Origin of the sequence: Specibacter sp. NPDC078692 (genome assembly GCF_040686835.1) — a bacterium.
In the GTDB taxonomy this organism is placed as follows: domain Bacteria; phylum Actinomycetota; class Actinomycetes; order Actinomycetales; family Micrococcaceae; genus Specibacter.
Map to the genome: position 1 here is coordinate 69,054 of NZ_JBFBLV010000009.1, position 24,193 is coordinate 93,246.

Annotated in this window: 24 protein-coding genes; 12 read left to right on the top strand and 12 right to left on the bottom strand. The window is 61.4% G+C overall.

Going from position 1 to position 24,193, the window contains the following annotated elements; all coding sequences use genetic code 11:
- The first annotated feature begins 36 nt into the window (after window positions 1–36).
- Window positions 37–939 carry an alpha/beta fold hydrolase gene (locus AB0O97_RS08655; RefSeq protein WP_363837187.1) on the top strand — a complete coding sequence of 301 codons (903 nt, stop codon included), beginning with the start codon at window positions 37–39 and terminating at the stop codon, window positions 937–939.
- Between the two features lie 27 nt (window positions 940–966).
- On the opposite strand, the gene AB0O97_RS08660 is transcribed toward AB0O97_RS08655, so the two are convergent.
- From AB0O97_RS08660 to AB0O97_RS08680, 5 genes are all read right to left on the bottom strand, one after another.
- Window positions 967–1,116 carry a hypothetical protein gene (locus AB0O97_RS08660; RefSeq protein ID WP_363837185.1) on the bottom strand — a complete coding sequence of 50 codons (150 nt, stop codon included), beginning with the start codon at window positions 1,114–1,116 and terminating at the stop codon, window positions 967–969.
- A 181-nt stretch (window positions 1,117–1,297) separates the two neighbouring features.
- Window positions 1,298–1,762, bottom strand: a complete 465-nt coding sequence (locus AB0O97_RS08665; protein WP_363837181.1) for a hypothetical protein — start codon at window positions 1,760–1,762, stop codon at window positions 1,298–1,300.
- Window positions 1,759–2,598, bottom strand: a complete 840-nt coding sequence (locus AB0O97_RS08670; RefSeq protein WP_363881773.1) for a cytochrome c biogenesis CcdA family protein — start codon at window positions 2,596–2,598, stop codon at window positions 1,759–1,761. Before AB0O97_RS08670 ends, AB0O97_RS08665 begins: the two co-directional genes overlap by 4 nt.
- A gap of 2 nt (window positions 2,599–2,600) precedes the next feature.
- Window positions 2,601–3,323 carry a DsbA family protein gene (locus tag AB0O97_RS08675; protein WP_363881774.1) on the bottom strand — a complete coding sequence of 241 codons (723 nt, stop codon included), beginning with the start codon at window positions 3,321–3,323 and terminating at the stop codon, window positions 2,601–2,603.
- A gap of 151 nt (window positions 3,324–3,474) precedes the next feature.
- A complete protein-coding gene (locus AB0O97_RS08680; protein WP_363837176.1) occupies window positions 3,475–3,864 on the bottom strand; it encodes a hypothetical protein in 390 nt (129 codons plus the stop codon).
- A 499-nt stretch (window positions 3,865–4,363) separates the two neighbouring features.
- On the opposite strand from AB0O97_RS08680, the gene AB0O97_RS08685 reads away from it, so the two are divergent.
- From AB0O97_RS08685 to purN, 3 genes are all read left to right on the top strand, one after another.
- The gene (locus tag AB0O97_RS08685) at window positions 4,364–4,567 is read left to right on the top strand and encodes a cold-shock protein (RefSeq protein WP_038467205.1); all 204 of its coding nucleotides are present in this window, start codon (window positions 4,364–4,366) and stop codon (window positions 4,565–4,567) included.
- A gap of 387 nt (window positions 4,568–4,954) precedes the next feature.
- Window positions 4,955–6,277, top strand: a complete 1,323-nt coding sequence (locus AB0O97_RS08690) for a DUF6350 family protein (RefSeq protein WP_363837171.1) — start codon at window positions 4,955–4,957, stop codon at window positions 6,275–6,277.
- Window positions 6,278–6,311: 34 nt separating this feature from the next.
- Window positions 6,312–6,875 carry a phosphoribosylglycinamide formyltransferase gene (purN, locus tag AB0O97_RS08695; protein ID WP_363837169.1) on the top strand — a complete coding sequence of 188 codons (564 nt, stop codon included), beginning with the start codon at window positions 6,312–6,314 and terminating at the stop codon, window positions 6,873–6,875.
- A gap of 62 nt (window positions 6,876–6,937) precedes the next feature.
- Here the strand turns inward: purN and AB0O97_RS08700 are convergent, their stop codons facing one another.
- The 6 genes from AB0O97_RS08700 to AB0O97_RS08725 all read right to left on the bottom strand — a co-directional run bounded on the left by AB0O97_RS08700 (window position 6,938) and on the right by AB0O97_RS08725 (window position 13,217).
- Complete coding sequence (locus AB0O97_RS08700) at window positions 6,938–7,561, bottom strand: VTT domain-containing protein (protein WP_363881776.1); 624 nt, start codon at window positions 7,559–7,561, stop codon at window positions 6,938–6,940.
- Window positions 7,562–7,679: 118 nt separating this feature from the next.
- Entirely contained in the window at window positions 7,680–7,982 is a 303-nt protein-coding gene (locus AB0O97_RS08705) for a hypothetical protein (protein WP_363881778.1), read from the bottom strand.
- A 92-nt stretch (window positions 7,983–8,074) separates the two neighbouring features.
- Entirely contained in the window at window positions 8,075–9,427 is a 1,353-nt protein-coding gene (locus AB0O97_RS08710) for an MFS transporter (protein ID WP_363881780.1), read from the bottom strand.
- 77 nt (window positions 9,428–9,504) lie between these two features.
- Entirely contained in the window at window positions 9,505–10,605 is a 1,101-nt protein-coding gene (locus AB0O97_RS08715) for a serine hydrolase domain-containing protein (protein WP_363881782.1), read from the bottom strand.
- Between the two features lie 21 nt (window positions 10,606–10,626).
- Window positions 10,627–11,601, bottom strand: a complete 975-nt coding sequence (murQ, locus tag AB0O97_RS08720; RefSeq protein ID WP_363881784.1) for an N-acetylmuramic acid 6-phosphate etherase — start codon at window positions 11,599–11,601, stop codon at window positions 10,627–10,629.
- 38 nt (window positions 11,602–11,639) lie between these two features.
- Window positions 11,640–13,217 (bottom strand): glycoside hydrolase family 3 N-terminal domain-containing protein, encoded by a 1,578-nt coding sequence (locus AB0O97_RS08725; protein ID WP_363881786.1) that lies wholly within the window; start codon window positions 13,215–13,217, stop codon window positions 11,640–11,642.
- Window positions 13,218–13,293: 76 nt separating this feature from the next.
- On the opposite strand from AB0O97_RS08725, the gene purH reads away from it, so the two are divergent.
- Both purH and AB0O97_RS08735 read left to right on the top strand, forming a co-directional pair.
- A complete protein-coding gene (purH, locus tag AB0O97_RS08730) occupies window positions 13,294–14,961 on the top strand; it encodes a bifunctional phosphoribosylaminoimidazolecarboxamide formyltransferase/IMP cyclohydrolase (protein ID WP_363881788.1) in 1,668 nt (555 codons plus the stop codon).
- Entirely contained in the window at window positions 14,939–15,079 is a 141-nt protein-coding gene (locus AB0O97_RS08735; protein ID WP_363881790.1) for a hypothetical protein, read from the top strand. Before purH ends, AB0O97_RS08735 begins: the two co-directional genes overlap by 23 nt.
- 124 nt (window positions 15,080–15,203) lie before the next feature.
- On the opposite strand, the gene AB0O97_RS08740 is transcribed toward AB0O97_RS08735, so the two are convergent.
- Window positions 15,204–15,710, bottom strand: a complete 507-nt coding sequence (locus tag AB0O97_RS08740; RefSeq protein ID WP_363881792.1) for a ferritin — start codon at window positions 15,708–15,710, stop codon at window positions 15,204–15,206.
- 196 nt (window positions 15,711–15,906) lie between these two features.
- On the opposite strand from AB0O97_RS08740, the gene AB0O97_RS08745 reads away from it, so the two are divergent.
- The 6 genes from AB0O97_RS08745 to AB0O97_RS08770 all read left to right on the top strand — a co-directional run bounded on the left by AB0O97_RS08745 (window position 15,907) and on the right by AB0O97_RS08770 (window position 24,099).
- On the top strand, window positions 15,907–18,129 hold the full coding sequence (locus AB0O97_RS08745) for an NADP-dependent isocitrate dehydrogenase (RefSeq protein WP_363881794.1): 2,223 nt from the start codon (window positions 15,907–15,909) through the stop codon (window positions 18,127–18,129).
- A gap of 726 nt (window positions 18,130–18,855) precedes the next feature.
- A complete protein-coding gene (locus AB0O97_RS08750) occupies window positions 18,856–20,094 on the top strand; it encodes a branched-chain amino acid ABC transporter substrate-binding protein (protein WP_363881796.1) in 1,239 nt (412 codons plus the stop codon).
- A 139-nt stretch (window positions 20,095–20,233) separates the two neighbouring features.
- Entirely contained in the window at window positions 20,234–21,238 is a 1,005-nt protein-coding gene (locus AB0O97_RS08755; RefSeq protein WP_363837134.1) for a branched-chain amino acid ABC transporter permease, read from the top strand.
- Window positions 21,235–22,506 carry a branched-chain amino acid ABC transporter permease gene (locus AB0O97_RS08760; protein ID WP_363881798.1) on the top strand — a complete coding sequence of 424 codons (1,272 nt, stop codon included), beginning with the start codon at window positions 21,235–21,237 and terminating at the stop codon, window positions 22,504–22,506. The genes AB0O97_RS08755 and AB0O97_RS08760 overlap by 4 nt, the downstream gene beginning before the upstream one ends.
- Window positions 22,503–23,399 (top strand): ABC transporter ATP-binding protein, encoded by an 897-nt coding sequence (locus AB0O97_RS08765; RefSeq protein WP_363881800.1) that lies wholly within the window; start codon window positions 22,503–22,505, stop codon window positions 23,397–23,399. Before AB0O97_RS08760 ends, AB0O97_RS08765 begins: the two co-directional genes overlap by 4 nt.
- Window positions 23,392–24,099 (top strand): ABC transporter ATP-binding protein, encoded by a 708-nt coding sequence (locus tag AB0O97_RS08770; RefSeq protein ID WP_363881839.1) that lies wholly within the window; start codon window positions 23,392–23,394, stop codon window positions 24,097–24,099. Before AB0O97_RS08765 ends, AB0O97_RS08770 begins: the two co-directional genes overlap by 8 nt.
- Window positions 24,100–24,193 lie beyond the last annotated feature (94 nt).

Here is a 24,193-nt window from a genome sequence, read left to right on the forward strand (position 1 = left end):
CAGGCAAATCTGTGCTGGGCGGCTATCATGTTACCCATGGGTAACAATGTGAGCAATCTTGTGGCATCCACCGATCTGTCCATTGCTTCGCGGGGTGGCGGGCAGCTTCGCGGCACGTTGCGAGAGCCAACCGGCCGGGAACCGCGTGCCCTAGTGGTCATCCACCCGGCGACCGCCGTTCCCGAGCGGCTGTATTCAGGATTCTCGGGCTACCTCGCGGAGCTGGGATACGCCGTGGTGACCTACGATTACCGCGGCACGGGCCGCTCCGGAGCTCCGCAAGCCCATCCGGAAGTGCGCGTACGCGATTGGATGGACCAGGATGTTCCGGACGTTGCCGGGTGGGCCGCCGACAAGTTCCCGGATCTGCCCCGCTTTGCGATCGGGCACAGTGTGGGCGCCCATGCGTTGGCCCTAGGATCAGGTGTTGAGGGGCTCAGCGGTGTTGTGGGGATTGCCTCGCATGCCGGGGTGACGGCGACAGTTCGCGGGCTGGCGGAGCGGGCGAAGGTGTGGCTGATTCTCAGCGCGGCCGGACCGCTGGCCAGCAGGGTGCTCGGCTATATGCCGGGTAGCAAGCTGGGCCTTGGTGAGGATTTTCCGGCGGCGGCCATGCTCGAATGGAGCCGGTGGTCGAAGCTGCCCGGCTATTTCTTTGACGATCCCAGCATGCGTGCAGCCGAGCGGGCGGCAATGATCACCGCCCCGCTGCTGTCCATCGGCTTCAGCGACGATCCATGGGCCACGCCGCAGCAAATCGAAGCCATCACGGACCGCCTTGTGGTGGCCGAGGTTGAGCGGCGCACGTATTCCCCTGCCGATTTCGGGGTCCCGGCCATTGGCCACATGGGATTCTTCCGCCGAGGATTGCGGGACGGCCTGTGGCCGCAGGTTGCGTCGTGGCTTGAAGGGAAGCTGTCAGACGGCCAGCAGAACTAATCTATTTTGCACGCACAACAGCGCCACTCATTGCAGCGCCCATCCCCAATCGGGCTGCACCTGGCCAAGGCGCTTGGCCGAGGTGAACGCCCCGTCCAGCTCAGGAACCTCAATGCTCCAGTGCTCGCCGCTGCGTTCCGCTGAGGCGATGACTCGCACGTCCCTATGTCCAGTCAATCTGCTGGCTGGTCCACTTGGCTGTGATCTCGTCGATTTCGTAGTGATGCGGAGCCACCGTTCACTTGCCTCCGACTTTCATGACAGCGTGGGCGCCACCTTCGCGAACGCCGGTCTGCCCACACATCCGCGCGGGATGGTGGGGCAGGGAAGGGAGGCGGGTGACGCCGTCGTACTTCCCTTATAAAGAGGAAGGAACCGGGCAAGCATTCTCCTGGGAAATCCGGCGCAGCAGGGCCCACACCAGCAGGCCGATGGAGAGCACAGCCAGAATGGGCTGGAACGGCTCGAAGAACTTCATGGCGCCGGTGGTGCCCAGCGCCAGCAGCACCAGCTTGTTGCACACGGGGCAGCCCACGGCGAAGAATGTGAGCAATGAGGCGAAAACGCCCGACTTGTTGGTGGCCCCCGTGCGGGCAATGGGGGAGGCGACGTAAGTCGCCACGAGCAGCCCGGTGATCAGCGAGCTGAGGCCCAATGCCGTGTAGGACCACCACGTTGGCGGGATCTCGCGGCTGAAGAAATTGTTGGGGATCAGCACCGTGGGGATGGCCACCACCACGTAAATGAGCACGGCTGCCGCGGCGCCGGATAGCCAGCGCCGCAATGGCCAGTAGCGCAGATTCTGCACCACGGTGGCGATCATGATGCCTCTACCTGACGTGCTGCAGCAGCCTTTTCAGCCCTCCGCGCCCGCCACATATACAGCCCGCCGGCCACCGCCAGCACGGCCAACGCAGCCACGCCGAACCACACGTTGGGGATCCCTGCGGAAAACGCCACCACCCACGATTCCGCCTCGTACTGGGCATCGATGCTGAGCATGCTGCCCAGCGATGAGGTCCCTTGGGTTGTCAGTAGCAGCACGCCGATCGCCACCGAGAGTGCCCCTGATACCAGCATCCACAGGGAGTTTTCCCACGGTCCGATCCGGATGCGGCGCGGTTTCAGCCAACCGCGCTGACCTAGACGCAGCTTGGTCCAGAACAGCGAGAGGACACTCAGCGGCAGCGCCATGCCCAAAGCAAAAATGGCCAGCATGATCCCGCCGTACACAGGATTTCCGCCAGCAGCAGCCACCGCCAGCACCGACCCGAGGATGGGCCCAGCACAAACGCCGGCCACGCCGTACACGGAACCGAGCACAAAGACAGAGACAGCGGACGTCCCTCCGGCGCGGCGGCTCAGGCCCGGAAACTCCACGCCGATGATCTGCAAGACACCAATTACCATGACAATCCCCGCCGCAACAGTGACCAGCACGCCCCGGTTTTGCATGACGAGCGAACCAAGTAAGCCCGCTAGCAGCCCCAACGGCACCAGCGTTGTAAGCAGTCCAGCATAAAACAAAGCCGTGCGGCCCAGCAGTTGAGTGGGACTAGCGAAGGCGTACGCAAAAAATGCCGGCAGCAACATGACCGAACACGGACTGAGCAGCGTCAGGATCCCGCCCAGCAACGCCCCCGTGTATCCGATATCCACGGCTACGGAACCTGTGCCAGCGCTTCGTCAATCACTTGGGTGAAGATCTCCAGGGGCTGGGCACCCGGAATCGCCTGATTGTTGATGACAAACGTGGGCGTGCTGTTCAATCCCAACGAGGTACCCTCCTGCAAATCTGCCTGCACCAAGGCCATCAACGCCGGGCTCTTCAAATCCGAGGCGAACTTGGCCATGTCCGGCACGCCCACCGTTTTCGCAAACGCCAGCAGCTCCGGCTCAGAAAGCTCAGCCTTGCTGCGTTCAGGTGCCGCGGCATAAACGGCCTCGTTGAATTCCCAAAACAGTCCCTGCTCGCCAGCCGCACGAGCCGCCACAGCCGCCGTCGCCGAGGCCTCACCCAACACGGGCAGATCACGCCACTCAATGCGCAACTTCCCGGTATCCACATACTTCTTGATGATTTCCGGCTGCGTTTTCCGCGCATAAACACCGCAGAACGGGCACCGGTAATCCGAATACTCAATCATCACCACAGGAGCGTCCACGGCACCCAAGGACATCGGATCGCCGTCGACCCTCCGCTCCAGCGTAAATTCTGGGGCCGGCTGCCCCGCGGCGGACGCCGTCGTAGTAGGTGTAAGGGTTGGGGTGGCAGCCTTTAGCCGGTCCTCTTGCGCGGCGGCGCCTACAAAAATAATGCTCAGAACAACGACGGCAGCAATCACCAATGCCAGGATCAAATTCCTGGTGCTTTTCATGGTCATGGGAAACTCTCTTGGAATGTGCGGGCGCACCCGGACCGCGACCGCTCAAGAGTGCGGACGCTCGGCAGCGCTCCATGTATATAAGGACACGTTCGACGCCGGACACTCACCCTTGGCACTAATCGCCAAGTTGGGTGCGGCGCAGCTACGTCTACGTCCGTACGATCCCAAGATCCAGATGCGTCAAAGCTGCAGGGATTCGCCCTGAGAGTTGCGACGCCCGGCTGTCATTGCCAAGGTGGGCTGCGGTTCGCACCGAGATACCCGTGGGGCAGTAGTGCAGCGCAGCAGATGACGGGGAGGCTGCGTTGGTCTCCACCCGGGTCTTGTCGCGGCCCGGTATACAGACCGGAGGCCGATCCACTGCGGTGCTCGCTACAAGAGTGGTCTCTATAAGAACAGTAGACACCGGAGTTGCTGCAGCCAGTTGCTTCGAGGATGCCTGGGCTCCTGTGCAGCCAGCCACCACCAGTACTAAGGCAATAAAAGCTAGAACCAGTGCCTGAGTGACGAGGCGCAGTGACATGCTAGTGCGTTGCATGATCGTCCCCTCGCCCTTGTTCCTAGCTGTTCCTGGTCATAGTGGTGCCCGTTCGCGGATCCAGCACATTGGGCACAACTATACGTCAGCCATACCTCCGCTCTACATCAGGGTTGGGTGGGCACCATCAGGGTTGGGTGGGCACTGAATCGCGGGCACGTTGCAATGTTTCGCCCTCTATTACGCGACATGCCCGGTAAACTTTTGGGAAACACTGAGTGACATATCGCAATTCCCAATTCAAGAACCGCGGAAAATCAACGATCTGGCCGCGACATTTCTACCAGTTGAGCCCTTGGGTGACGCACCTCTCAGTAATAAGTGGCACGACCGCTACAGACATGTATACTTAGAGGCAGTTGTAGTGTTGCGTTTTTTGTAGTTGAAGCGACGCCATCCTTTCGGGGAAGACGTCGCTTTTCTGGAGAAGCGGACTTACACCGTACACGGAGGCCCGAAGGTCGGGCGGAATCTCCAACTTCAGAAGGAAATAGAAATAATGGCAACAGGTACCGTCAAGTGGTTCAACGCTGAAAAGGGCTTCGGCTTCATCTCTCCCGATGACCAGTCACAGGACGTTTTCGCGCACTACTCCGCGATCAACTCCTCGGGCTACCGCTCCCTCGAAGAAAACCAGAAGGTTTCCTTTGATGTTGAGCAGGGTCCCAAGGGTCCTCAGGCAGTCAACATCCAGGCTATCTAATTCTAAAGAAAACTTGCGGGCAACCGCATATTCTTTAGGCCTAGCGGCTTGAACACATAAGGTCCGGGATATCCCGGGCCTTATGTGTTTTAAAGCGACGTTTAAGCTCTCGTGTAATCCCCGTATTAGCCTCTACTTTTAGGCGCCGTTTTAGTCTCTGCTACCGGTTCTGCTTCGAAACAGCAGATGCTGCGCTGGACCTGTTCGAGACTGCAGAAGACGCGACAGATTCACGATTTTCATCGCATCATCTACGTTTTCAAATCCAACCCGTCACCACATGGCGGGGTCTGCAGTCCGGTCCCGGACCCACCCTGAAGCCCTGTGGCCAACTAAACTAGCGCCGTTGACAAGCCCATGGCCTGCCATGTGGCACCATTGAAGACGATGAACAGCAAAGCGGACCTGCCCCAGCGCAACGGAATACCTATGCCGCTGTGGCTGCAAGGGGCCTTTGAAGCCACCCAGATGTTCGTGATCTCGGCGCTCATTGTGGCCATTCCGTTGGCAGCCACCTGGTTTACGGGAGGCTTTGCTCAGCAGGACGTATCGGTAGCAGCCCGCTTGGCGGGCCATATCTGGCTGCTTGGCCACGGTGTTCCACTGGAACTGACTCAGACCAGCGGGCCCAGTTCTGCATCACTGGAAACAGGCTTCTTCAGTCTTTTACCACTGGGACTGGTCCTGATTCCCTTCTTACTCTCGTGGCGCTCCGGTCGCCGCCTGGCTCGCGCCTCCTACACGGACCAGCTGTGGCAGCCTTTGTTCGGTGCCCTGGCCGTATACGCCGGCGCCGGACTCGCCACTGCTTTTGTCTGCAGTTCACCCGAGGTTAGTGCACCACTGATTGCCAGCACGTTGATCCCGCTCATCCCGGCCGGGGCCGGCCTGATCATCGGCTCCCGTCTAGAGGCAGGTTCCTGGGGCAGACTCATTGGCGTCAATGCCGCAGATTGGATCTCTCGAACCAGTCAGGACCAACGCTGGGCTGGATCCTATGCAGTCTCTGCGGTGCGGGCCAGTTTCGTGGCGACCATGGCCGCACTCGCCCTTTCAGCCCTGCTGCTGACCATCACCGTCATGGCACGCTGGAACGACATCGTCGGTGTCTACCAAGCCTTACGTCCCGGAGCCGTGGGGGGTGCCGCGCTGACCTTGGCCCAACTGGGGTTCATGCCCAACCTAGCCATCTGGACCTTGGCATGGACAGGCGGGGATGGCTTCGCTTTAGGCGTTGGCTCCACCGTGTCCCCGCTGGCCACCAGCGTGGCTCCCGTGCCGCCCATTCCACTGTTGGCGGCGCTGCCAGTTGGTGAATTGTCTTGGGGGTTCGCCGCTCTGATCGTTCCCGTAGCCGCCGGTGTCCTCGCCGGATGGTGGTTTATTCGTGCTGGCGAGAACCATTTCGACGAATGGTTCTCCCTCAAGGTGCGCCAGCGTTGGATCTCCCTGCCGGTCTCCACGCTTTTCCTCGGCGCAGTCATTGGTGCTGTGACAGCTTTCCTTAGCGGGATCCTGTTCTGGATATCGCAAGGCTCGGTCGGCATTGGCCGGCTGACCCAGGTGGGCCCGGATCCGCTAAGCGCGGCGATGTGGCTAGGAATTGAAGTCGCTGTCGGTGTCATGATCGGTGCCCTAGCCGGACCATGGCTAGAAGGAGAGCGCCCGTCGATGGCTTTGCCCCGACGCCCTGAAGAGCACCCCGAATAGGGCTTGCCCACCTCTTGCCCCTAAAATTGAGGGCATGCGCATAGTTGTTTTAGTTTCCGGAACTGGTTCAAATCTTCAAGCCGTGATCGACGCCGTCGCCGACGGCAGTCTGCCCCTGGAGATCGTTGCGGTGGGCGCTGACCGGCCCGACACTTTTGGTGTTCAGCGCTCGGCCGACGCCGGCCTGGAAACTTTTGTCGTGAACTTCAAGGACTACTCCACCCGCACCGAATGGGACGCGGCGCTGCTGGAAAAGGTAGCTTCTTACAAGCCGGACTACGTGGTCTCCAGCGGATTCATGCGCATTGTGGCCCCCAGCTTCATCAACGCTTTCGAGGGCCGCTACGTCAACACGCACCCGGCCCTACTCCCGGCCTTCCCGGGCGCTCACGGCGTCCGCGACGCCATGGCCTACGGCGTGAAAGTCACCGGCTGCACCGTGCACTTCGCCGACGCCGGTGTGGACACCGGACCCATCATCGCCCAAACACCCGTGGCCATCCTCCCCGACGACACAGAGGACTCACTCCACGAACGCATCAAAGTGGCCGAACGCGAACTGCTCATCAAGGTTCTGGGCGATCTAGCCCGCGCCTGATCTCTTCTCTCGCTGTGCGGCATGACTTCGCTCTGCGCCATGCTTTGCTCTGCGCCATGCCCTTAAGGAACGACGGCGGGTACTTGCTGTGGGTTTTTTCTGTCCAGGAACCAGGCGGAGACTTTTCCCAAGAGCCAGCCCAGGGCTAGCGACACAGCAATCGCAATGACAACGGCCACTTGGATGGAGATCCCAGGCCAGAACTGGGTCAGAATGCCGATACCCACCGAATACACTGACCAAATCGCTGCCGACACCAGCGAAAACACGGTGAAGGCCTGCAGTGGGTAGCCAGCTATGGTGGCGGCAATGTTGGAAGACAAGCGCCCCAGCGGAATGAACCGCGAGGTCAGCATGAAAATGAACGGGCGCTGACGCAGTCTGCGGGTGGCCGCATCAACGGCTCGCTGACGCCGGGGACCACGGTTCGCGCCCCAACGTGTGTGGCCCAATAACTTGGTTCCCCAATAAGTGAGCAGGTCTCCGGCCATGGCACCAGCCATCATGGCGAGCACCAGCGGGACCGCAGCGGGTCCGCCGTCGAGCCCGGCAATGGCACCCAAGGCCACGAAGACTGTGGTGCTGGGAATGGGCGGGATGATGGCCGAGGCCATGACAAAACCCCCGCCCATCAGGTAAATCCAGAAGCTCGAGAGGAAGCCGGTGGTATCGGCGGCGAGGTCCATGGCTACCTTTCTCTCGCAGCGATGGTGCGTGAATTGCTAAGAGTCATAGTCTACGGCCCCTCTGGTGGACGGGATGCGGGCAGCCGCGCTGGGTGCCCGCATCCCAATCCTTCAGGAGCTACTTTTTGGCACGGCCAAACGCCAACGAAGCAACAGCGGTTGCGGCGGTGACGGTGTAGACGGCTGGCCAGGCGCCCATCTTCTTGGCGAGTGGGTGCGAACCGCCAAAAGCTGCCACGTAGCCGAGGGTCAGGGCAACTGCGGTCCCGGTCCCGGAGTTCTTCTTCCAGCCCATAAACGCTGCGGCACCCGCGGCAGCCAGCACGGCGCCGCCCAACTGACGGTTCTTGGTGGCACGTGCGGTCTGATATCCGCCGAGGAGTCCGGCGGTGGCGAAGGCAGTGGGAAGCAGGGCACTCATTGATAGTCCTTACACAGGGGATTTATGGTCGGCAATAGACTACCTGCTCAAGATGGATGAATGCGAGGTGTTGCTGCGATCCACACTGGCACTTAGTCCAGTGCTGCGCCCTTGGTTTCGGGGGCCGAGAACGCCATCCAGATCACGGCCAGCAGCACTAGGCCGCCGGTCAGCGCAAATGTCAGCGGCAGGCCCAGTACCGGCCACAGGATGGAGCCGAAGATCAGCGGCACCAAGCCGGCGCCCACCCGCGAGATGGTGGAGGCCCAGCCAAAGCCGGTGGCCCGCAGATGCGTGGGGTACAGCTCAGACACATAGGTGTAGAGGACCGGGATGGCCACCTGGATGACGAAGCCAAACACCAGCAGCCAGATTTGTGAGGCTAGGGGAGCATCCAGCACCAGCGCGAAGATCACCAAGGAGAGGGCTGCCAACGGACCCGTGATGGCTAGAATCCATTTCCGGCCGACTCTCTCCACCAGCAGGGCAGCGGCAATCACGCCGAGCAGCCCGATCCCGGTCATGGCCGCCGTGGCCATAAAAGCCTTATTTTCGGCGTAGCCAGTGGACACCAGAATGGACGGCATCCAGGTCAGTGCGCCGTAGTAGACCAACAAGATGGTTAGGAACAGCGACCAGGCAACGCCGGTGATACGCCAGTTGAAGCGCCACAGTCCCGCCAACTGGTCGGTGACCTTGCCCAGCGAGAGCTTCGGAGCAGTGGCGGGATCCGGCAGCACCCATTCCCCAACATCCGCGCCGGTCCGTTGGATCAAAGAGTCAATCACGGCCTTGGCCTCGGCCGGACGCCCCGCCCGCACCAGGTATAGCGGCGATTCCGGAACACCCACGCGGACCCAAAACACCAGCAGCGCTGGCAAAACCATGACCAGCATCAGGAAACGCCAGTCACCAAACCAAGCCATCAGCAGCGCCGAGACCACACCGCACAGCGACGCCCCGATGGGCCACCAAGCATCCATGGCAGTCAGCACGCGGCCGCGGTGCTTGCGCGGGGTGAACTCGCCCACCAGCGCATAATCCACCGGAATGCAGCCGCCCAGCCCAAAACCGGCCATGAAGCGGAACACGCAAAACAGCACAATCTCGTTTGAGAAAGCACCGAGCACAGTGAACAGCGAGAAGATCAGCAGCGTCAGCGTGAACGCCTTTTTACGCCCAATAATGTCCGCAATAGACCCCCACGCAAAGGCGCCAACGGCCATGCCGATCAGGTTCGCGGTGCCTATCCACGCCGCCTGCCCGGGTGAGAGCCCCCATTCCTTGGACAGCAGCGGAATCAGGAAACCATTGAGCGTCACATCCCAGGCGTCGAACATGAAACCGAGCCCGCCAATGAGGAAAATGCTGCCCTGCACACGCCACTTCCAGGGCAGCTCTTGGACAACACGGTCACCGGTCAGGGCGATTTGTGGGGCACTCATGGCGCCTTCCTTCTCATTGGCCTTCTGATTGGCCGCAGCTTCTCATCAGGCACAGCTTCACATCTAGCACAGCTTCACTAGGCAAAAGAATAGACGACGTCGGAGACAGACTTGCGCAGGCCCGTCGCGTCATCCCCGTCCCGGCTGGGGTTCACCCGGTTAGTCAGTAAGGCAATCACTACGCCCTTGCTCTTGTCCACCAAGAGTGAGGTGCCCGTAAAGCCGCCGTGCCCGCGGGCCCGGGCGCCGCCGTCGCCCATCCACGGCTGCTGATTGATGCGCAGCCCAAGCCCCTGGCCAAAGCCCGGTTCGTCGGCGGTGAAGTGCGCCCCCAACATCTCAGGCAACTGCCGTCGCCACATGTCTGCGGCCAAGGTGGGGGAGAGAATGCCCGGCAAACCCTCGAGTAAGGACGTACCGAAAACACGCAGCCCATCGGCCGTGGCGAACATTCCGGCATTTCCACTCAGACCGCCCAACGACCACGCCGCCTCGTCGTGGACAATCCCACGCACCATCCCACGGCCCAGTCCCGGTTGATATTCGGTGGGAGCGCAGTGCTCAAGGCGCGGAGTCCCCGTGATGTCGTGGGTGGCCAGCCGTTCCAACACCCAGTACTCCACCAATTCCGCCCAGGGTGTGCCCGTGACCTGCTCGGCCAGCGCCATGATCGTGTTGAAGCCCGCGCAAGAATACTCAAAGCGAGTCCCCGGCGCGGCGGCCAAATCCAGAGTCAGCAGATCGGCGATCAATTCTGTACGGTGGAAGCCGCGGCCTTCGGACAAGCTGGTATGCCAGCCTTTCCACTCCGATGGCAGCCCAGAGGTGTGCGTGAGTAAGTGCCGCAGCGTCACCGTGGATTTCTTCCCGCGGGAGTAGGCACGCAAGTGCCGCCCAATCGGTGCATCCAGTTCCAATACCCCGCGGTCTACTAACGCCAACGTCGTGATAGTGGTGAACAGCTTGGTGATCGAGGCCAAGTCAAAGAAGGTATCCGGCCCGGCCTTGCCAGCTGTGAGGACGGGCAGTTCACTACCGCCAAGCACCACGGCGCAGCTCACGGCAGGTGCAATGCCATCAGCTACGGCCTCATTGAGCAGCCGCTGAAGAGCACCGCGTAACTGCGTCCGCGAGGAGAAAGCAGGAGCCTGCATGGGTGAGAGGTGAGGAGCGCTCATGAGGTGATCTCCGTCGTAGTACTATTCGGTGCCGGCGTCAATGGCCGCCGGGAGGAAGCCTGCGTTCTCGGCCAGCAGGGTGGCGGCCTGCCCGGCGGGAAGGCCTGTCATAATGGCCAGAATAGCGGCCTTGACGTGTCCGCCGGCCGCGCTGAGAGCTACGGTGGCGGTGGCGGCGTCGCAGCCGGTGACGCGCATGAGGGTACGTTCGCTGCGCGCGTGGAGTTTGGCGTTGGTGGCACGGAGATCGACCATGACGTTTTTGTAGGTCTTGCCGAGGCGGACCATGGTGATGGTGCTGATCATGTTCAGGACCAGCTTTTGGCAGGTGCCGGACTTCAGACGGGTGGAGCCGGAGAGGAATTCGGGGCCCACCTCGATCTCCAGCGCAGTGTCAGCCGCGGCGCCCAGGAGCGAGTTCGTATTGCAGGAGAAGCCCACGGTGTAGGCGCCCTGTGCGCGGGCGGCCTTGACGGCGGCGATTACGTAGGGGGTGCGGCCGGAGGCGGCCATGCCCACCACGGAATCGTTCGCGGTCAGGGTGAGAGCGGCCATGTCTGCGGCGCCTGCTTCCTCGGAGTCCTCGGCGTTTTCCACGGCCTGCTTGACGGCAGCTTGGCCGCCAGCGATCACGCCGACCACCAAGGACGGGTCAGTGCCGAACGTGGGAGGGCATTCGCTGGCGTCCAAGATGCCCATTCGGCCGGGGGTTCCTGCACCCACGTAGATGAGGCGGCCACCGCGGGACATGCGGGCTGCGATCTCGTCGATGATGGCGGCGATAGTTTCCTGCTGTTTTTCGATCGCGGCGGGGACCAGGGCGTCCTCGCTGTTCATCCCGGCGACAAGTTCCTGTGTGGATAGGGCCCCGAGGTCGGGGTACTTCGGGTTGGCGGCCTCGGTGACGAGGGTGCCGATCTCAGCGCGGACGGAGTCGACGGTGTTTTCGGTTGTTTCGGTGTTTTCGGTGGGTTCGGTGGTTTCAGGGGAGCTCATGGTTACTTTCTGGAAGAACGTGGGCTTGGTGGGAGGACCTAAGCAGATTCCAGCACGCGGACCACAGCCTGGGCGGTGACGCGGCTGAAACCGTGAGCGTGGATGGCGGCAAATCCTGTGGGGGATTCCGGCGCTAGACCAGCATTGATGCACACTGCCTGCGGCGCCGTGGCGAAAGCCAATTCCAAGATTTCCAGCTGATCGGCCGAAGCCAAGGAATCGATCAGCACCAACACCGTGCTGCTGCCAGCGGGGTCGGCCTGGGCCTGCATGAGGGCCACCTCCACCTCGGCGCCGGAGAGTTCGGCTGCTTCCAAGGTGGTGACGCCGTAGCCGTTCAATGCGGTGGCCAGGAAGTTCTCGGTGGGTCCGGCTGCCATGTTGTGCCCGGTGCGGGCATCCACCAAGGTGACGGAGCCAGCTCCGGCGAGAGAGGGCTTTGCACTTGGTGAGTCGAAGCGGCAGGCGCGGGCAGCTACCGAAACCCAATCGACGTCGTCGTCCGCTTCCTTGACGGCCAAGGAAGTGGTGACCTCCCCAGCGGACCACTGCGCCAAGGCCTGCACCCGGGCGGCGGCGCGGCGCAACACCTCGACAGGCAGGCGCCCGGAGATGGCGGCGGCGAAGAGTGCGTCGTAAACCTCGGTGTAGCAGGACTCGTCATCGCGGCCTGTGGTGTACGCGTTCAGGGGGTTGCCCACGCAGAGCAGATCGTTGCCGGCCAGCAGCGCCAGCACGCCGCCCTCACCCGGGCCAACAGTGGCGCGCACGGCAGCCATGTCCAGCGCATCGGTGATGAGCACGCCGTCGTACCCCATGTCTCGCAGTAGCGCGCTCGCAGCCGGGTTGAGGGTTGCGGGGGCTTCGCCGAGCTCGGGGATGATGATGTGCGCGCTCATCATGGCGGCCACCCCGGCGTCCACCGCGGCCTGGAACGGCGGGAGATGCAACGCGCTCATTTGGGCCATGGAAAGCTCCACGCGGGCGGTGTCCATATGCGAATCGGCCACCGTGTCGCCGTGCCCGGGGAAGTGCTTGGCACAGGCGGCCACACCCAGGGTTTGGATGCCTGTGACTGCTGCGGCGGTGTGCACGCTCACCAGCGCGGTGTCGGCGCCAAACGCACGCACGCCGATCACCGGGTTCAGCGGATTGGTGTTGACGTCGGCCACCGGGGCGATGGTCAAGTTGATGCCCGCCTCGCGGCACAGCCGGCCAATGGCGCGGCCGGCGGCCTCGGTGGTGGCCAGCTCGTTCAGCGCTCCCAGAGCTGCGGCGCCGGGGATGGTGGAGCCGTCGCGGGCCTGCAAACGGGTGACGTTCCCGCCCTCTTCATCGACCCCAATCACGGCGCTGGGGTTGGCGGCGCGGATGGCTGCCGAGAGTGCTGACACCTGCTCCGGCGCGTCAGGGTCAATGTTGTGGCTGAAATACACGACGCCGGCCAGCCCGTTCCCGAGGGCCGTTTCCAGCCACTGTGGCACAGTCGCGCCAACAAATCCTGGAAGGATAACCGAGTTGATCAGACGGGGGAGATCTGCCGGGAGCTCACTTTCAAAGGCGGGGGAGCTGCCATTTACTGGCAACGGCGCGTGGTGTAGATCACTGGAAGTCATAAGGGAGATCTTACCGGCGCGGATGTGGCCTAAACTTTATGTGTCGCCACCATCAAGCCACCCTTGGAGATTTTCTGTGACCAGTGTTCCTCTTAACCGTGTTCCCCTACGCCGAGCTTTGATCTCGGTCTACGACAAGACCGGTTTGGAGGAGTTGGCCGCTGGCCTGCACGCCGCCGGTGTTGCCATTGTTTCCACCGGTTCCACCGCCGCGCGAATCGCCGCCGCTGGCGTTCCCGTGACCGAAGTTTCCCAGGTCACTGGTTTTCAGGAGTGCCTCGACGGCCGCGTGAAGACACTGCACCCGCTGATCCACGCAGGCATCTTGGCCGACCGCCGCCTGCCGGACCACGTGCACCAGCTCGAAGAGATGCACATTGAGCCCTTCGACCTCGTCGTGGTCAACCTGTACCCGTTCGTTGACACTGTTAACTCTGGTGCTGGCCAGGACGCTGTTGTTGAGCAGATCGACATTGGCGGACCCTCCATGGTCCGCGCCGCAGCCAAGAACCACCCCTCCGTTGCCGTGGTTGTTGACCCGGCCAAGTACGGCTCCGTCATTGCCGCAGCTAATGAAGGCGGCTTCACGCTCGGCGCCCGCCAGCGTCTGGCGGCGGCAGCCTTCGCTCACACGGCCGCCTACGACAACGCCGTGGCAGCCTGGACATCCGCTCAGTTCCTCGATGAAGACGGCGACGGTGTCATCGACTGGCCCGCCTACGCCGGCTACTCGCTGGAACGCTCCGAGGTGCTCCGTTACGGAGAAAACCCCCACCAGCAGGCAGCGCTGTACGTGGACAAGGGTGCGCCGTCGGGCATTGCTCAGGCAGATCAGCTCCACGGCAAGGCCATGAGCTACAACAACTTTGTTGACGCCGATGCCGCACTCCGCGCAGCCTTCGACTTCGATGAGCCGGCCGTTGCCGTCATCAAGCACGCCAACCCGTGCGGCGTGGCCGTGGCCTCCCCGGATGCCGCAGACCCCATCGCCGACGCACACGCCAAGGCTCACGCTTGCGATCCGCTCTCCGCATTCGGCGGCGTCATCGCAGCTAACCGCACCGTCACGGCCGCCATGGCCCGCACGGTTGCCGGCATCTTCACTGAGGTTGTCATCGCACCGGACTTCGAGCCCGAAGCCGTGGAGATCCTCTCGGCGAAGAAGAACATTCGCCTGCTCGCCCTGCCTGAGGGCTACGGCCGTTACCCGGCCGAGGTTCGTCAGGTTTCCGGCGGCATGCTGGTCCAGATGTCCGACAAGGTTGACGCCGACGGCGACGACACCGCCAACTGGACCCTCGCAGCCGGCGCCCCCGCCGATGAGGCGACCCTCGCGGACCTGAAGTTCGCCTGGACCGCTGTCCGTGCAGCCAAGTCCAACGCCATTCTGCTCGCCAATAACGGCGCCGCAGTGGGCATCGGCATGGGCCAGGTCAACCGCGTGGACTCCTGCAAGCTGGCCGTTGAGCGGGCCAACACGCTCGGGGTCACGGTGGAATCCGATGTTGACGCAGCCGGCGGTGCCTCAGGTACAACCGGTGTCTCGGCGCAGCGCTCTAAGGGCGCCGTGGCCTCCTCGGACGCGTTCTTCCCGTTCGCCGACGGCCTGCAGATCCTGCTCGACGCCGGTGTCCGCGCCGTGGTCCAGCCGGGCGGTTCCGTGCGCGATGAGGAAGTCATCGCCGCGGCCAACGCAGCAGGCATCACCATGTACTTCACCGGTGCGCGCCACTTCTTCCACTAACATGCTGGATTGGCTGCTGTGGCAACCCGGCGTGCTCGCCACGCTGATCATCGGTGTGGCCACGCTGGCGTTCCTCGCCCTGCTGGTGGGCATCGTGGTAGCGATGCGTCGCCGCTAGTTTTCCTCTGAAGGACGACGGCGGGAGGTCACCTTTTGTGAAAAGGTGACCTCCCGCCGTCGTCCTTAAAAACGAACGTCGGGGGCGTCGGGAAACACCCCGAAAGGTGGGGGAGCGGGGCGGGCTAGGCTACGGGCGGGGCCTGGCGGGAGCCGAGCTCGGCATCCAAACGCAACAGGCCGTTGCCGTCCTCGCTGATCAGCTTTACGCGGCCAATGATTTCACCCACGGATGCTTCCTCTTCCAACTGCTCCTGAACGAACCAGTTCAACAGCGGGATCGAGTCAATATCGCCCTCCGCCATGGCCAGACGGTACAGGTTACGAATAGATTCGGAGACCTTCTGCTCGTGCGCCAAGGAGGCCTCGAATGCTTCGAGTACCGAGTCAATGGTGACGTTCGGGGCCGTGATGGTGCCGATCTTGGGAGTGGCGTTCCGGTCCGTCATATGGCTGGTGAATTTCTGAGCATGTACCAGTTCCTCGGCCGACTGGGCCAAGAACCAGCCGGAGATCCCGGGCAAGTCCAGGACTTCCATTTCGATAGCCAGCTGGCGGTAAACCACCGAAGCCTGGATTTCGAGAGTGATTTGGTCGTTGATGGCGTCTGCGAGTTTTCCTTTAAGTTCCATAACTTCTAAGCTACGGCGAAATCCTCTACTTCGCACAGTAAGCAAGGCTAAGTTCACTTCTAGCGAGTGTCGCTCTGTGCGTCACCAAACTCTCCGATAGCGGCCAAAACCGCTCTCTCGGGTAAGTTAGGAGGGAAAGAAGATCACCAGATTCTTAAGTAATCCATTGAATTTTCGCAGGAAAGAGGCTTCACCCATGGCCAAAATTATTTACACCCTGACAGACGAAGCGCCCATGTTGGCCACGTACTCACTTCTGCCGATTGTTGAGGCCTTCGCCTCCACCGCTGGCGTAGACGTAGAGACCCGTGACATCTCCTTGTCCGGTCGTATCATTTCCGTTTTCGGCGAATACCTCAACGATGAGCAGCGCGTTGGCGACGCACTGGCCGAATTGGGCGCCCTGGCCAAGAGCCCGGATGCCAACATCATCAAGTTGCCGAACATCAGCGCCTCCATCCCGCAGCTGAAGGCAGCCATTGCCGAACTGCAGGGCCAGGGCTTCGCGCTTCCGGACTACCCGGACGATCCCTCCACCGATGAGGAAAAAGACGTTCGCGCCCGCTACGACAAGATCAAGGGCAGCGCCGTGAACCCGGTCCTGCGCGAAGGTAACTCGGATCGCCGCGCACCGTTGTCTGTGAAGAACTACGCCAAGGCCAACCCGCACAGCATGGGTGCCTGGTCCGCTGATTCCAAGACCAACGTCGCAACCATGGATTCCGGCGATTTCCGCCACAACGAGAAGTCCGTTGTCATCGAAGCCGATGACAAGATCAAGATTCAGTTCGTTGCCGCCGATGGCACCACCACCGTGTTGAAGGATTCTTTCCCGGTTTTGGCCAACGAAATTGTTGACGGCACCGTCATGCGCGCCGCAGCGCTGGATGAGTTCCTGGCAGCACAGGTGGCCCGCGCCAAGGAAGAGGGCATCTTGCTCTCGGCGCACCTGAAGGCCACCATGATGAAGGTTTCTGACCCCATCATCTTCGGCCACGTGGTCAAGGCTTACTTCCCGGAACTGTTTGCCAACTACGGCGAAGCGTTGGCAGCTGCCGGCCTGAGCCCGGCCAACGGCTTGGCTTCCATCCTCAACGGATTGGGCGAACTGCCCGAGGACGTGCGTGCCGGTGTTGAAGCCGCCATCAAGAGCGGTTACGAGAACGGCCCGGCTCTGGCCATGGTCGATTCCGATAAGGGCATCACCAACCTCCATGTCCCTTCTGACGTGATTGTTGACGCCTCCATGCCCGCCATGATCCGCACCTCCGGTCACATGTGGGGTGCTGACGGTCAAGAACATGACACCTTGGCAGTTCTGCCCGACAGCAGCTACGCCGGTGTCTACCAGGCCACGATCGATGATTGCCGTGCACACGGCGCCTTCGACCCCACCACCATGGGCACCGTTCCCAACGTTGGTCTCATGGCTCAGGCCGCCGAGGAATACGGCAGCCACGACAAGACCTTCGAGCTCAGCGAAGCCGGCGCCGTGCAGATCGTCAACGCTGCTGGCACCGTGTTGATCCAGCACGACGTCGAAGCTGGAGACATCTGGCGCGCCTGCCAGGTCAAGGACATCCCGGTTCAGGACTGGGTCAAGCTGGCCGTCACCCGCGCCCGTGCCTCAGCCACCCCGGCCGTATTCTGGCTCGATGAGACTCGCGCCCACGATGCCAACCTCATCGTCAAGGTCAACGAATACCTCAAGGACCACGACACCGACGGACTGGACATCCAGATCTTGTCACCGGAGAAGGCAACTACCTTCACCCTTGAGCGCATCCGCCGCGGCGAAGACACCATCTCCGTCACCGGTAACGTACTCCGTGACTACCTGACGGACCTGTTCCCGATTCTGGAACTGGGTACCAGCGCAAAGATGCTCTCCGTAGTTCCGCTGATTGCAGGCGGTGGCCTCTTCGAGACCGGTGCCGGTGGATCCGCTCCCAAGCACGTCCAGCAGCTTCTGAAGGAAAACCACTTGCGTTGGGATTCACTCGGTGAATTCCTGGCACTGGCCGTCAGCTTCGAGCACCTCGCCGTGACCGAAGGTAACGCCCGCGCGCAGATTCTGGCTGATACCTTGGACCGCGCAACCGGAACCTTCTTGCTCGAGAACAAGTCCCCGAAGCGCAAGGTTGGCGAGATCGACAACCGCGGCAGCCACTTCCACCTGGCCAAGTTCTGGGCCCAGGAACTGGCAGCCCAGACCGTGGACGCTGAACTTGCCGCAGCTTTCGCAGCAGTAGCAGCCGAGCTGACCAGCAACGAGGATGCGATCATCGCTGAACTCGCCGAGGTTCAGGGTTCGCCCGTCGATCTGGGTGGCTACTACCACCCCGACGCAGCCAAGGTCGCAGCCATCATGCGCCCGTCGGCTCTGCTGAACAAGACCATTGCGGCACTGACTGCCTAGTCTTGCTGGACTGCTTAGTCCTAGCAGCGTCTGGATAGCGTCTGCCTAAGCCGCTGAGCCGTACAGTACGCAGCGAAAAAACCCGTTTCCTTAGTGGAGGCGGGTTTTTTGCTGCCCGGAATCGCTGCCCGGAATCGCTTGCGGAATCCAAACAGCGGATGACGCGAACGGCGGATTCCAGACAGCAGATGATGCGACGCCGTGGATTCCAGACAGCAGCTAACGCAAAGAATTGGGCGGAATCGTCGCATTATCTGCGATTTGGAATCCGGAGGCGGGTTTTTGCTGCCCGGAAGGCGACATGGTGGAATCCAGACAGCAGATGATGCGACGCCGTGGATTCCAGACAGCAGCTAACGCGAACGGCGGATTCCAGACAGCAGCTAACGCGAAGAATTGGGCGGAATCGTCGCATTATCTGCGATTTGGAATCCAAGGATCGAGCGCCGGGAGGTTATGTCAATAACGGCAGCAGAAACGCCGTAAACGGGCCCGCACGAGGTGAGTGCCGATAAGTGGTGAGGCTAAGAATCTTGCGCGGGACACGCCGTCGTACGTCTTGGAGCGCAAGATAAATACGCGGTAGGGCATCTGTTACCAGATCTTTACGCAAATAGTGTGCTGAGTATCACATACCGGGGGGTAGGGTCGAGAGCATGTGAAGCCAGTGTTACCCGGGACGACGGCGTTCCGAGGGCAGTGGCGATTACTTTGAAAGGCTAATTAATGATGCGCAAGAGAGTTATGACCACACTGGCGGCCGCCGCCACTTTTGGGATGCTACTCGGTGGCTGTGCAAACACGGCGGCCCCGGAGGGTGGAAGCAGTTCGGAAGCGGGCGGCAGCGGTAGCGCTATCAACATTCCGGCACTGACCTCCATTGATACGCCCAAGGACGCGGTCCTGCCCGCCGGCGATGGGAAAGCCAAGTGTGCGGACACCACCACGCTGGCGTACGTCGGCGCTCAGACGGGTGCTAACGCGCAGCTCGGTATCAATATTTTCAACGGTGTGCAGTTGGCCATCAACGAGCACAACGCAGCGAACCCGGACTGCCAGGTGCAGTTCAAGAAGTTTGATACCGAAGGTGACCCGAACAAGGCCACCGGCCCGGTCACCCAGGCCACCAAAGAAGAAGGCATCATCGGTGTGGTCGGTTTGCCGTTCTCCGGTGAGTCCAAGGCCACCGGCAACATCTTCGAGCAGGTTAAGCTGGTCCACGTGACCCCGGCCGCCACCAACCCGGGTCTGACCGAAAACGGCTGGACCACGTTCTTCCGCGGACTAGGCAACGACGCAGTTCAGGGCCCGGCAGCTGCCAAGTTCATGACCGAGCAGCTGAAGGCCAAGAAGGTCTACATTGTTCAGGATGACTCCGAATACGGCATCGGCCTAGGCAAGACCACTGAGGAGGGTCTCGGCGACGCACTGGCCGGCATCGACAAGGTCACACAGGGACAGAAGGACTTCTCGGCCACGATCTCCAAGATCATGAACTCCAAGGCTGACGCCGTCTTCTACTCCGGCTACTACGCAGAAGGTGCACCGTTTGATCAGCAGCTGGTCAACAAGGGCTACACCGGAACCTTCATTGGCCCGGATGGTCTCAAGGATGATCAGTTCATCAAGCAGGCAGGCGATGCTTCCAAGAACGCCTACTTCACCTGCCCCTGCATCCCGGGCGAGTTGATCCCGACCTTCGCCAAGGACTACAAGGCACTGGCCGGCATCGATCCCGGAACGTACTCCATTGAAGGTTACGACGCCGCAACCGTGCTGCTCTCTGGCATTGACGCCGGCAACCAGGACCGCGCTTCACTCCTGGAATGGGTCAAGACCTACGACAAGGATGGGCTGAGCAAGCACTACAAGTGGAATGACAAGGGCGAGCTGCAGGCCCCGACCGTCTACGGCTACAAGGTGGAGAACGGCAAGATTGTTCCCATTGGTGCCATCGGGGAGTAATTCCCACCTGACGGCCAATGCTGTGGGGTGGATTATCCGCCCCACAGCATTGCCGTGCAAGCACCTTTAGCCACCCCTCTACTTTGCGGGGCCGCTGGCATAATCTGCCGGACGCCCCGGAAGGAAACGGACACTTCCCATGATCCCATCCATACTTGTGGCGGCACCGACCAGCGACTGGATTACGCTGGACTTTGTAGCGCTGGCACAAAACTTTTGGTCGGCAACCTTTGACGGCCTGACCTTCGGCTCCATCTACGCACTTGTGGCCCTCGGCTACACCCTTGTTTACGGTGTTTTGAACCTCATTAACTTTGCCCACTCCGAAGTGTTCATCATTGGCTGTTTCGGCGTCTGGTTCACCCTGTCTTTCCTCGGATTTGGCCCCTCCGCCCCGAACCTCGACGTCGGCGCGATCGTTTTGAACTTACTGCTGGCACTGATCGTGGGTATCATAGCCGCGGCGTTGGCAGCCTTTTTGCTGGAACGGCTGGCCTATAAACCGCTGCGCAAACGCAACGCCCCGCGCCTGGTCTTCTTGATCACCGCTATCGGCGCCTCCTTCACCATCCAGTACCTGATCTTCTTGTGGCGTGGCCCCGTTCCAGAACAGGCCCTGACCATGTTCCAAACCAAACCAGTATTTGAACTGTTCGGCACCTACATCTACAACGACCAGCTGCTGATCGTCACGGCCGCCGTCATCATGATGGTGATCACCGAACGCTTCATCAGCAAGTCCCGCACCGGCCGCGGCATTCGCGCCGTGGCGCAGGATCCTGACACCGCCACCTTGATGGGTGTGAACAAGGAAAAGATCATCATCACCACCTTCGTGATCGGCGGCATCCTCGCCGGTGCGGCGGCCCTGTTCTACACCATGAAAATCCCCTCCGGAGTGGTTTACAACGGCGGCTTCATCCTCGGCATCAAGGCCTTTGCGGCCGCCGTCCTGGGCGGCATCGGTAACGTCCGCGGCGCCCTCCTCGGTGGCCTGCTGCTTGGCTTGATTGGTAACTATGGACAGATTCTGCTGGGCAACTCCCAGTGGACCGACGTAGTGGCCTTCATGGTGCTGGTGCTGGTACTGCTGTTCCGCCCCGAAGGAATCCTCGGCACCTCGCTGGGAAGGAGCAAGGCATGAGCATGTCAGACGGACCCAAACCCCTGCAGACCGCCAAATCCGATCAGGTCACAGCCAAAACCGACGCCACCGGGACACCGCTCGGAGCCAGTGCAGCCGTTGCGCGTCCGCACAGTGTGTTTGCCGGCTGGAGCGACCGCTGGCGGGAAATGACTCGCCAAAAACAGTGGCTGTTCCTTTTCCCCATCGTGGTGCTCGCATTCTTCCTGCCGGTCCTGAACATCCCGTTCCTCACCACCGAACCCGGCAACGACTGGCCACTCGCCTGCCAGCTCATGGCGATTTACGCACTCGTCGCCGTCGGCCTGAACATCGTAATTGGTTACGCTGGCCTCCTCGACCTGGGCTACATTGCCTTCTTCGCGGTGGGCTCCTACACGGCGGCCATGCTGACCAGCCCGGACTCCGCATTCATCAAGATCCCGTACCTGTGGACCCTGCCTGTCGCCATCGCCGTCTCAATGTTTGTGGGCGTGCTCCTGGGCCTGCCCACGCTGCGCCTGCGCGGTGACTACCTGGCCATCGTGACCCTGGGCTTCGGCGAAATTGTCCGCATTCTCGCCACCATCATCCCGGCCATGAAGGGCCAGCCCGGCTTCCAGAACGTGGGTCACCCGCCGGGCGTGGGCGCCGACGGAATCCCCATCTTCGCCAACTCCAACGGCACCCCATGGTATTGGCTGACACTGTCCATCCTGATCGTCATGCTCTTCCTGGTGGGCAATATGGAGCGCAGCCGCGTTGGCCGCGCCTGGATTGCCATCCGCGAGGACGAGGACGCCGCCGAGACCATGGGCGTGCCAACGTTCAAGTACAAGGTCTGGGCGTTCGCGCTCGGCGCCGGTGTTGGCGGTCTGGCCGGAGCTCTCATGGGCGGTCAGGTTGGCTTCGTCAACAACCAGAAGTTCGACGTCGTGACTTCCATTTTGTTTGTCGCGGCAGTTGTTCTGGGCGGCTCAGGCAACAAGGTGGGTGCCATCCTAGGTGGTGCTTTGGTGGCTTACATTCCGCTGCGCTTCACGGCCATCGCGGAGTACAAGTTCTTGATCTTCGGCATCGCCCTGGTGTTGATCATGATTTACCGCGCCCAGGGCCTGGTTCCGGCCAAGCAGAGGTTGCTGGCCTACGGCACTAAGGCTTACGCCGATGTCCGGCGCAGGATTGCCAAGTCTGCAAAGGAGCCCGGCGGTCCATCCGACCCCGGCTCACCAGCGGCAACGGCAACAGCAACACTGCCAACGCCCAAGCACAGCGCTGAGGGGGCATGATGAGTGAATCACTTGACCCCCAAGCCTCAGTGAATACTGAGGCGCTGGCAGCTGGCGGCCTTGACCTTGGAGTTGCCGAAACTGTGGCCCCTGAACGTTCATTCTCTGTTGAGGTTGGTGACAACCTCGTGGAAGTGAAGAATCTGACCATGAAGTTCGGTGGACTCGTGGCCATGGATGACGTCAGCTTCAACATCAAGCGCGGTGAAATTCTGGGATTGATCGGTCCCAACGGTGCAGGGAAGACCACGTGTTTCAATGCCATGACTGGCGTGTATAAACCCACCAGTGGCCAAGTGCTGCTGGAGGGGCGACTGCTCAACGGCATGAAGCAACACAAGATCACCCGTGCCGGACTTGCCCGAACGTTCCAGAACATCCGCCTCTTCGGGGAAATGACAGCCCTAGAGAACGTTGTTGTTGGCTTGGACGCCAGACATAAGACAAGTGTTGTGGGAGCGTTGTTGCGTCTGCCCCGGCACATCCGTGAGGAGAAAAGCGCCATTGAGCGAGGCATGGCGTTGTTGGAATTCGTGGGCATTGCCGACGATGCTGCGACCCTTTCCAGGCACCTCTCCTATGGCAGCCAGCGCCGTCTTGAAATTGCGCGGGCACTGGCCACCGATCCAAAGGTGCTGTGTCTGGATGAGCCGGCGGCCGGCTTCAACCCGGCGGAGAAGGAGGAGCTCATGCAGCTCATCCGGACGATCCGGGACGACGGCTACACGGTGCTGCTGATTGAGCACGACATGAAACTCGTCATGGGCGTCACGGACAGAATTGTGGTGTTGGAATTCGGCAAGAAGATCGCCGATGGCAAGCCGCACGACATTCGTGAAGATCCGCGCGTGATTTCCGCCTACCTAGGGGAGCCTGAAGATGACTTTGCTTGAGCTGGACGATATCTCTGTCCATTACGGGAGGATCCAGGCGATCCACGGCATGACCTTCAAAGTGGAGGAGGGGGAGATCGTCTCCCTTATCGGTGCCAATGGTGCCGGCAAAACTACCACCATGAAGACCATCTCCGGTCTGCTCAACCCGTCTAGTGGCTCCATTAAGTTCATGGGTGAAGACATCACCAAGATGAAGGCGCACATCCGGGTGGTTCAAGGCATCTCGCAGGCACCGGAAGGTCGCGGAATTTTCCCGGCCATGACGGTGCTGGAAAACCTGGACATGGGCACTTTTGGTCGCAAGGACCGCACCGGTGTATCCGAAGACCTGGACCGCGTATTCACGCTGTTTCCGCGGTTGAAGGAGCGCGAGAAGCAGTTTGGGGGCACCATGAGTGGTGGCGAACAGCAGATGCTGGCGATTGGCCGGGCACTGATGTCACGGCCCAAGCTGCTGCTGTTGGACGAGCCATCCATGGGCTTGGCGCCGCAGTTCATCCGGCAGATCTTCAAGATCATCACGGAGATCAACGGCCAGGGCACCACGGTGCTGCTCGTAGAGCAGAACGCCAACCAGGCCCTGGCGCGTGCACACCGGGCCTTTGTGTTGGAAACCGGCGCCATCACCCACAGCGGCACGGGCAAGGAGCTGCTGGCTAATCCGGCCATCAAGGAGGCCTACCTAGGCGTGGGCTAGCCCAGACAGCAAAATGACACTGGTCGGGCTTGTCAGGTTTCTGACAAGCCCGACCAGTGTCATTTAATCCACCACAGCTCCCGTTGCTCGTCTC